Here is a 10,572-nt window from a genome sequence, read left to right on the forward strand (position 1 = left end):
AAAAATAAAACGTAATTTTAGTCTAAATGAATTGTTTCGATTTTATGAAAAAAATAGTATTAGTATTGATGTTAACTTCCAGCGTTCTATTTAGTCAAAATAGTGACCCAACATGCGAAATACTAAACAAAATAAATGTACTTATACAAACGGAACATATTCGCCCGAAACCAGTAGATGATAGCTTATCTGTTTTTGTTTTTGATAATTTAATTAATGAATTGGATCCTTCGAGAAATATATTTTTTCAGACTGAATACGACGAATTAGCTAAGAAATACCGCTTAAATTTAGATGATTTAATTCTGAAAAACGATTGTAGTTTTTTGGGAGATATCACCAGCAAATATAAAACCGGACTTGATAGAACTAAAACAGTTTTAGAGAAAATACAAGCAGGAAATATCGATTATTCTACAAAAGATACAATTCGTTTTTATAAAAAATCTTTTGCTTTTTATCTTAAAAAAGAAAACATTGAAAAAGTCTGGATTAAAAAATTACGCTATCAGATTTTAGATGATATTGCTGAATCTAGCGATAATCTGGATTCGTTGAAAACCAATTTTAAATCATTAGAAATTGCATCTAAAAAGATAATTTTATCTAATGAAATTTGCAGAATTAGTACGCTTCTCGAAACCAATATTAAACAGGAAGAAAAACTTTATAATTTCTTCTGTACTTATTTTGATCCGCATACAGCTTATTTTAGCGATGATTCTAAATCTAGTTTTGTTGCTTCATTGTCTAAAGAGCATTTGTCTTTAGGAATGACGGTAAATTTGAATGAGAAAAACGAAATAATAATCGATGAAATAGATCCTAATGGTCCGGCTTATCAAACGGGACAAATAAAAAAAGGCGATCAGATTCTTTCTGTATCCAATAAAAAAGAAACACTTCAGGTTTCTTGTTCCTCTTTAGAATCGATTTCAACCATGATTTTATCAGAATCTAATAAAAGTATTATCCTGACATTGAAACGAAATTCAGGTAAAAACTTTGAAGTCTACATCGAAAAACAAGTTATGAAAGATGAAGACAATTCGGTTTTCAGTTTTATAATTGGTAAGGATAGTAAAATTGGGTACATCAAAATTCCGAGTTTTTATGCTGATTTAGACGGAAATAGTCGAAAAGGTTGTGCTGATGATGTCGCACGAGAAGTAATAAAATTGGAAAGAGATCATATAAAAGGCTTGGTTATCGATTTGATTGATAACGGTGGAGGTTCTATGGAAGAAGCGATTAAATTAGCCGGAATGTTTGTTGATTATGGTCCGATATCTATTGTTATTGATAGCAAACATGAGGAATCAGTTATTAATGATCCGTATAGAGGAGTTATTTATAAAGGCCCCATTGTAATTTTAATAAACAGTAATACAGCTTCTGCAAGCGAGTTTTTTTCTTCGATATTGCAGGATTATAATCGTGCCTTATTATTAGGAAGCAATACGCTTGGTAAAGCAACAATGCAAACGATTGTTTCACTCGACGAGACAAAAAATACAGATTTTCTAAAAATAACGATTAATAAATTTTACAGAGTTACAGGAAAAAGCCATCAATATATTGGGGTCAAGCCCGATGTTGTGCTTCCGGAATTCTATGAAGATATTTATCAGAAAGAAAGTGATTTTCCTACTGCCATAAAAAACGACAGTATCGCACCATTTCTCAAATATAAAACTTACGTAAAACGTAATCTGATTGATAAAATCGCCAGAAACAGTACATTGCGATTGGCTGATAATTATTATTTTAATGATCTCAAAAAAATTAATGCAAAAATTGATCAGATGGTAAATGTTCCAAAGGCCGAGATTCCAATGACTCTTGATGCTGTTTTTGATCAAAAAAAGACTGTAAATTCTATTTGGACAGAAATAAATACTTTTAATGATGATAATAATCCATTGGATGTGTATAATTCTACCGTAAATCAATTTTTGTTGGGTGTTTATCCAACAGAGAAAACGATAAATCAGTATCAAATTGATAATCTGAAAACCAATCCGTACTTAAACGAAGCGGTCAATATTATTACTGAATTTAATGCTTCGAAGTAGATTTTAGATTTTAGATTTTAGATTTTAGATTTTAGATTTTAGATTTTAGATTTTAGATTTTAGATTTTAGATTTTAGATTTTAGATTTTAGATTTTTCAAAGTCAAAGACTTTGAAAAATCGTAATAACTTTGTGAATTCTGCGGTTAAATTAGACACGAAAACATAATTTAAAAAAGAATACAATTGAGTTTGTAAAAATAAGGAATAACCGTATTTTTGCATCTCAAAATAAAAAACTAGTAATGGGAAGAGCGTTCGAATTTAGAAAAGGAAGAAAAATGAAACGTTGGTCAGCAATGGCTAAAACATTTACCAGAATTGGTAAAGACATTGTTATGGCTGTTAAAGAAGGTGGCCCTAACCCAGATGCCAATTCTAGATTAAGAGCTGTAATACAAAATGCTAAAGCGGCCAACATGCCTAAGGACAATGTGGAGCGCGCTATCAAAAATGCAAGTAATAAAGATACTGCCAACTATAAAGAGATTTTGTTTGAAGGATATGCTCCTCACGGAATTGCCATTTTAATTGAAACAGCATCTGACAATAATAACAGAACCGTAGCTAATATTCGTAGTTATTTTAATAAATGCAACGGAACTATGGGAACTCAGGGTTCTGTAGAATTCATGTTTGACCATACTTGTAATTTTAGAATTGCAAAAGGAAATCTTGATCCGGAAGAATTAGAATTAGAATTAATTGATTTTGGTGCTGAAGAGGTTTTTGAAGACGAAGACGGAATCTTAATCTACGCTCCTTTTGGAAGTTTTGGAGCTTTGCAAAAAGAATTAGAAAACAGAGGCTTAGAAATTTTATCTTCTGGTTTTGAGCGTATTCCACAAATCACAAAAGAACTTACCGAAGCTCAAATTGCTGACGTTGAAAAACTAATTGAAAAAATTGAAGAAGATGATGATGTAATGAACGTTTATCATACTATGAAAGAAGAGTAATCTTTCTTTAAAATTTAAATGTAAAAAGCCTTCCGAAATTAATTTTTCGGAAGGCTTTTTACATTTAGAAATTTCATGTTTTTCATTGTTTATATATACTCTAAATAGCCCTGCAGACCTTGTAAATTCGTTTTATGCTTTATATTTGTAAATTCCAAAGAAAAAAATAAAAACTAATTTATGAAAACATCCAAATACACAAAAGTAGCCGTAATCATTATGGTAATCTTATTTGTGGTCGTTAGCGCTATAAGCTGTAGTACACATGTTCACAGTAGCGGTGGTAGTGGTAAAGTTCCACCAGGACAAGCCAAAAAAATGTCTGGAAGCAAAAGTGCAAAAGCCTATGCTCCAGGACAGCAGAAAAAACACTAATCCAAGAAAGCCTTCTGAATTCAGAAGGCTTTTTTTTTTACAAAAAACTTAATTAATTATTATCCTCAATAAGTAGTACCTACTGTCAATCGTCTCTACGTAATTAAAAAATATCAACTTCAGAGAAATCTGGAGTTTTTTTTGTTATAATGTGGAATCCCGTAAAAAATAAATGTTTGGAATGTCTATGTTTGTCCAAATTAATCATTTTAACATTTAATGACACAACTGTAAATTATATAAAATTTAAAAGGAAAGATATAATTTTATTTTATAAACAATTCTTTTCCTGTTAAAAATTATATAATATATTTGGCTCATTAAGTCGTTAAAAATTTAAATGATTTAATTAAAATATTACCAAATACCACACCAAAACCTACAAAGACATTGAAAAAAACTACTCTTAGATTACGCTCTTTCGTATACATTTTAGTTTTATTTACGATCAGTTCAAACTGTTTTTCAAATACTTACACAGATACAATAAGTAATTCGAAAAAACTTTCATTAGCTAAAAACAACAATACAAAACCTAATTTTCTTCCTGAGAATAATTCGTTCAATTTTATTCAAAATTCTGAAAGTGAATTTACGAATGAATACCTAAGCAAGAATTTTCCTATTGCAGGCGAAACCAGCGATGATTTAAAAACCGCAATGGCGACTTGTCTTAAAATTGACGAAAGCGGAAACCTGACAGATGTACTGGAACCAAAAAAATTGTCGATGCTGCCTCTTGGTATCAAAAAGACAATTGGTGGTATACAATATATGTTAGGAATTAGTAATGCAAAATTCACTCCTGAATATACCGAACTTACAGCTTTCGTTAGAATTATTATACCACAACACGGTGCTGACGGAAAAGCAAAGGAATTATTTTTTGGAGCAAACAATATTAGACTATCTCATAAAGGAGGTTTAGTTGGCGATACTAACCTGGTTTTATTAGGTGATGTTCCTATCAAAATTAACGGCGAGAATTTATTATTGATTCTGAAAGGCGGAATGAATATGAAGACCGGAGTAGTTGAGAATCAAACTTATGTAACTATTGATTGTAATGGATTTAAGGAACTTGGAATAACTGCTGATGTGCAGTTTTCAAGAAATCTTTTAGAGCCAGTAAACAATGAATATGTTGCGCTTCCTTCTCCTGCTCTTGTTACCGGGACTTTTAAAACTATTGTTTCTAACTGGAACGATATTCTAATTGAGATATCACTACCAAAATTTCAACTAGCTTCTAAAAAAGGTTTTTGTTTTGAATTAAACAAAGCAGTAATTGACTTTAGCGATTTACGAAATTCTCAAAGTGTAACATGGCCAAAAGACTATGCTACTAAATATTTAGTACCCGGAAATGAAAATCTTTGGCGAGGTCTTTATGTACAATCTCTTAAAATAGTTTTACCGGAAGAGTTTAAGAAAAAAGAAAGCAAGGAAAGAATTCGCTTTGAAGCAACCAATTTATTAATAGATCGTATGGGTGTTTCCGGAACTTTTTCCGGAAGTAACTTAATTGGTATCGATGAAGGAGATGCATCAGGATGGCAAATGTCTCTTGATACGGTTAGTATAACATTAGTCGCAAATTCATTGACTGCCGCAAGTTTTGGTGGAGATATTCTTTTACCTCTTTCTGAAAAATCAGCAAGTTGTAATGGAGGCGTACGCTCAGAGTTAGCTTATAAAGCATTAATTGATCCTGTAAACAATGAATATCTTTTAAATGCGCAGGTAACAAACGGTATATGTTTTCAAGCCTTTAAGGCGAATGCCATTATTGAAAAGAACTCTTACATAGAGTTAAAGGTAAAAGATGGTAAATTTTTACCAAAGGCAGTTTTATATGGGACTTTATCTCTAAAAGCCAGTAATAAACCCGTTACCGCTGCAGAAGCCCAATCGGGAACAAATGCAGATACTAAGGAAACAGTTGATTTTAAAGGAATTATATTCGAAAATTTAATTCTACAAACAGTAACTCCATATTTCCGTGCTGATTATTTTGGATATAAAAATATTCAGGGCAAAGACCAAAGTGTTAGTAATTTCCCGGTAACCATTAATGAAATTGCTTTAATTGCCACTGACGAAAGCGCCAGCCTGAAGGTTGATCTTGCCATTAATATGATGGAAAATCAATTTACCGGCCAGACTAAATTTTATGTCATTGGAAAATTTGATAGAGATAAAGGAATTCAGAAATGGAAATACGACCATCTTAAATTTGAACAGATTTCTATTGGTGCCGATTTAGGTGGAATGAAATTAAAAGGAAGCATTACCATTATGGATAATGATCCTGTTTACGGCAAAGGATTTAAGGGAATGTTAAGCTGCGATTTTACAGGAGGTATTAAAGTAGAAGCCAATGCTATTTTTGGATCTATAGATTTTAGATACTGGTATGTTGATGCCATGGTTGATGGTTTAAACATTCCGGCAGGAGCTATTACGTTTAAAGGTTTTGGTGGTGGTGCTTATTACCACATGAAAAAAGATGGTTTCAGCAATCGATTTGCCGCTTCAGGATCTAATTATGTTCCGGATATCGATTCAGGTCTTGGTGTAAAAGCCATGATTAAATTTGCAGGAACTGCAACGGCCGATGCTTTTTGGGGTGGTGCAGGTTTTGAAATTGCTTTTAACAGCAAAGGAGGAATTAACCGAATTAGTATTTATGGTGAAGGCCACGTTATGCAGACTTTTGAAATTCCTGGTGCAAGTGAATTAACTGATGCCTTAAAAGCGGTGACAGAAAATGAATCTTTAATGGGTAAGATAGCTGTTGAAGCTTTGAAAACATCTGATTTATCAAAAGCAGCTCAAGAATTATATCCTAATGATGTAGAAGCTTCTATGGGTATTAATGCGTTTGCTGCAATAGAATATGACTTTAGAGCCAAGACATTACACGGTTCATTCGATTTATATATATCTACTCCTGGGGGGTTCATACAAGGGCGTGCGTCAGGAAACAGAGCCGGATGGGCTGTGCTACATTTTGGTCCGGATAAATGGTATGTCCGCGCGGGTACTCCTACTGATCGATTAGGAATAAAACTAGCAATTGGATCTTTTGAAGTGGAAGCTGGTGGTTATTTTATGATGGGAGATGATATTCCTGCAAGTCCGCCTCCGCCTGCTATTGTTGCTACATTATTAGGTGTTGATGTTGCTACACTCGATTATATGCGAGATGAAAATAGTATTGCATCTGGTAAAGGATTCGCTTTTGGATCAGATTTTAGTCTAAAAACAGGAAATATGACATTTCTTGCGTTCTATGCTAATTTTCAATGTGGATTTGGATTTGATATCATGGTGAAAGATTATGGTGAGGCACAATGTAAAGGATCAGGGCAAATTGGTATTGATGGCTGGTATGCTAACGGACAGTCATATGCTTATATGCAGGGAGAAATGGGGATTAATATTAAATTATTTTTTGTTAGAAAGAAAATTTCAATCATGAAAGGTGGGGGTGCAGTTTTATTACAGGCAAAACTACCAAATCCGGTATGGATTCGAGGTTATATGGCAGGTTATTTTGATATCTTGGGAGGAGCAATTAAAGGTAGTTTCAGATTTAAACTGGAATTTGGAAAACAATGCGAATTTGTAAATGATGCACCTTTAGGCGGATTAAAATCTATCGCTGATATAACTCCTTCTGAAGCGGCAAAAGATGTTGATGTATTTACAATTCCTCAAGTTGGATTTAATGTACCTATTGAGAAAAATTTTAATCTTGAAGAAGATAGCGGTGTAAGGACTTATAAATTAAAACTGGAAGAATATACTATTAAAAAAGATGGTGTTGCTATCCCTGGAGAAATGGTCTGGAATCAAACCAAGGACTTACTAAGCTTTACATCTACGGATGTATTACCACCAAACTCTAATTTAGTGTTAACCGTAAAAGTAAGCTTTCAGGAATATGTAAATGGAACATGGAAAACTGTTATGGATAACGGACAGATTGCTACAGAAACTGAAACAAGAAATTTCGTGACCGGCACGGCACCAAATAATATTCCTGTAAATAATATTTCTTATTCTTATCCTGTTTTTGATCAAAAATATGTTTATCAGAATGAATCTAAAAAGGCTTACATCGTATTAAAACAGGGACAGCCTTATTTGTTTGAGCTAAAACCAGGTCAGTCACAACAGGCATTTTATAAAACAGGAGATAATACTGCTACGGGTTTAATAAGTTATAATAACGCTGATAAAAAGGTTAGCATCGATCTGCCAGTTTTACAGACATCAAAATCATATAACATGACTTTGATGACTTTGGAAACAAAAACGGATGCTAATGCAAATTTATCTCAAAATTACGAATCTCAAAATCTTGGAGAAAATGTAAATGTGGAGATGAAGAGTAATACTTTAAATGCAACTGTAACAAGCGGTGAAGGTGTAGAATTATTACAATATAAGTTTAATACCAGCCAGTATAATACGTTTAAAGAAAAATTAGCAGCCAAAAAACCAAAACAAACATTGGTAGAAATCATTTATTCTGATGTACATGCTTTACAGTCGTTAAATAATTCAACAGAACCTTTTGACGAAATCGAAATTATTGGAAATATCAAAACACTTAATATTCCATTAGTAGATGTAGAAGCAATATTGGATGACAATTATTATAAAAATGAAATATTTCCTTTAATATATGCAGGATATCCTTTAGAAGCAGATTTAACACTAGACAGAGCAGATGTGAAACTTGGAATTCCTCCGATAAGAGGAGTCGAAGTGTTAGCATGGTATCAGGATTACATTTTAAACAATCCAAATAGTTTTATGTTAAAAGAATATTTGCCTTACCGATATAATCTTCCATTTTATTACAAAGCTGATTTTGTTAATTTAAGATATAAGGTTGTAAATAAATATCTGAATACTCTAAATCAGTCGATGATAACAAAATACAATTACATTATAAACGGACAATTTCCTTATATCAAACAAGGTAATTATAACATTAAATTGAACTATGTACTACCAGGTGGCCAATTAGGTACAAGCTCAACTTTTACATTCAACAAATTAAACTAGCATGAAATTCAAATTTTTAATTATACTTGTTTTTATATTCACAACTAACGGCTTTTCTCAAAATAAGGGAGAAACGATTACTGGTGTAGAAAAAAAACCGGAAATACAAGTTATTGCAAGAGTACAAAAAGATAAAATTTTATTGCGTTGGGCTGTTACAAATCCATTGGCCTGGAAAAAATTAAATAAATATGGATATTCTGTGGAAAGGTACACGGTTACCAGAGATAATAAAACCCTAACTAATCCTGAAAAAGTTGTTTTATCTAAAGTTTTAAAACCGGAGCCTTTGGAAACTTGGGAAAAGCTAATTGAAACCAATGACAATGCAGCAATTGTTGCACAAGGAATTTATGGCGAAGAATTTACTGTAACAGGAAAAGATAATTTAGAATCGATTGTCAACCTTTCTGAAGAAATGGAACAACGCTTTACTTTTGCCTTATATAGTGCTGATAAAGATTTTGAAATTGCAAAAAAAGCAGGTTTGGGATTTGAAGATACAACTGCTAAAATAAATGAGAAGTATGCATACAGAATTTCATCAAATGTGCCTGAAACAGAATTAAGCATTGATTATGGTGGAATATTTGTAGGGTTAAAAGAATATGAGCCGTTGCCAAAACCAATGGATTTTACAGCACATTTTACAGATAACAGCACTATGCTAAGCTGGAATTTTAAAATATTAGCTCACGCTTACGGAAGTTATTATATAGAACGCTCGACAGATAAAGTGAAATTTGAAAGGATTACTGATAAGCCCTATACTAGTTTGAATCAAAAAAATGCAAATAATAATCGTATTTTTTATGTAGATTCAATCGCAAACAATACTTCATACAGTTATAGAATTCAGGGGATTTCTCCTTTTGGAGAACTTAGTCCTTATTCTGACATTGTTACTGGAAAAAGCAAGGCTTTATTAAAATATGTACCTCATCTTACTGTAAAAGAATTTAAAGATGATACAACTGTAAATTTAATTTGGGAATTCCCTGAAGAAGGTAATAATGAAATTTCAGGTTTTGAGCTTAAGCGTTCTGAACAGGATGACGATAAATACTCAACGGTAATAAAAAACATCCCTGCTAAATCGCGAAATGTGGTCTTCGATAAATTACTACCTACCAATTATTTTACTATTACCGCGATTGGTAAGAATGGAAACAGCAGAACCTCTTTTCCAATGTTAGTACAACCTGTAGACTCAATTCAACCAGCCAAACCAATTGGTTTAAAAGGAGTTATTGACAGTTTAGGAGTTGTAAAACTTACATGGACACATAATAAAGAAAAAGATCTTTTAGGATATCGTATTTATAGAGGAAATGTTGCCGAAGAAGAATTTAGTCAGGTAACCATTAGTCCAAGTGAACCAAACACTTTTGAGGATAAAGTATTAATTAAAAACTTAAATCCTAAAGTATATTATAAAATTATTGCTGTTGATTATCGTTACAATATGTCCGAGTTTTCAGAAACGTTAGTCCTGAAAAAACCAGATGTAATTCCTCCTGCTTCACCTGTTTTTATGAATTATGAAATAAAAGAAGGTGCAATTTTTCTGGAATGGGCGAATAGTCAAAGCGAGGATGTAGCAGTACATCAATTGTACCGTAAAGAAGATGATCAAAAAGAATGGAAATTAGTTCTAGAAACAAAAGATAAAGAAGAAAAATTTCAGGATAAAACTGCTCTTGAAGGGCATACTTATACGTACGCTATTTTTGCAAAAGATGAAAGTAAATTAGTATCTAATCCTTCACCTGAAATACATTTATTTGTGCCTAAGTATTCTGTAATGCCATCTGTAAAAGGATTTTTTGCGCAAGCTAATAAAATCACGAACACTATCGATTTGTCTTGGGAATACTCAAACAATACTGTCGATAGTTTCGAAATTTATAAGGCATCAGATAAAGATCCTTTGCAATTAATTCAGGTTGTAGTTGGAAAAACAAAACGCTTGTCTGACCCAACAATTGCTATCAACACTACTTATAAATATGGTATCAGAGCTGTATTTAAAGACGGAAGAACATCTCAAATGGAATTTTATACTGTTAAATTTTAATCTAT

Annotated in this window: 5 protein-coding genes; all 5 read left to right on the top strand. The window is 32.3% G+C overall.

The window, feature by feature from the left end:
- The first annotated feature begins 44 nt into the window (after positions 1-44).
- The 5 genes from EV143_RS14090 to EV143_RS14110 all read left to right on the top strand — a co-directional run bounded on the left by EV143_RS14090 (position 45) and on the right by EV143_RS14110 (position 10,567).
- Entirely contained in the window at positions 45-2,075 is a 2,031-nt protein-coding gene (locus tag EV143_RS14090; protein ID WP_133508583.1) for a S41 family peptidase, read from the top strand.
- 244 nt (positions 2,076-2,319) lie between these two features.
- Positions 2,320-3,033 carry a YebC/PmpR family DNA-binding transcriptional regulator gene (locus tag EV143_RS14095; RefSeq protein ID WP_007811539.1) on the top strand — a complete coding sequence of 238 codons (714 nt, stop codon included), beginning with the start codon at positions 2,320-2,322 and terminating at the stop codon, positions 3,031-3,033.
- A gap of 180 nt (positions 3,034-3,213) precedes the next feature.
- The gene (locus EV143_RS14100) at positions 3,214-3,408 is read left to right on the top strand and encodes a hypothetical protein (protein WP_133508584.1); all 195 of its coding nucleotides are present in this window, start codon (positions 3,214-3,216) and stop codon (positions 3,406-3,408) included.
- Between the two features lie 390 nt (positions 3,409-3,798).
- Entirely contained in the window at positions 3,799-8,490 is a 4,692-nt protein-coding gene (locus EV143_RS14105; protein WP_133508585.1) for a hypothetical protein, read from the top strand.
- A 1-nt stretch (position 8,491) separates the two neighbouring features.
- Positions 8,492-10,567, top strand: coding sequence for a fibronectin type III domain-containing protein (locus tag EV143_RS14110; RefSeq protein WP_133508586.1), 2,076 nt, complete (start codon positions 8,492-8,494; stop codon positions 10,565-10,567).
- Positions 10,568-10,572: the final 5 nt, after the last annotated feature.

The organism is Flavobacterium chryseum, from assembly GCF_004362015.1.
Lineage (GTDB): Bacteria > Bacteroidota > Bacteroidia > Flavobacteriales > Flavobacteriaceae > Flavobacterium.

What these genes read in the sequence shown, in the direction of transcription:
- EV143_RS14090 (WP_133508583.1), top strand. Translation starts at nt 45, where the DNA reads ATGAAAAAAATAGTATTAGTATTGATGTTAACTTCCAGCGTTCTATTT.
- EV143_RS14100 (WP_133508584.1), top strand. Translation starts at nt 3,214, where the DNA reads ATGAAAACATCCAAATACACAAAAGTAGCCGTAATCATTATGGTAATC.
- EV143_RS14110 (WP_133508586.1), top strand. Translation starts at nt 8,492, where the DNA reads ATGAAATTCAAATTTTTAATTATACTTGTTTTTATATTCACAACTAAC.
- EV143_RS14095 (WP_007811539.1), top strand. Translation starts at nt 2,320, where the DNA reads ATGGGAAGAGCGTTCGAATTTAGAAAAGGAAGAAAAATGAAACGTTGG.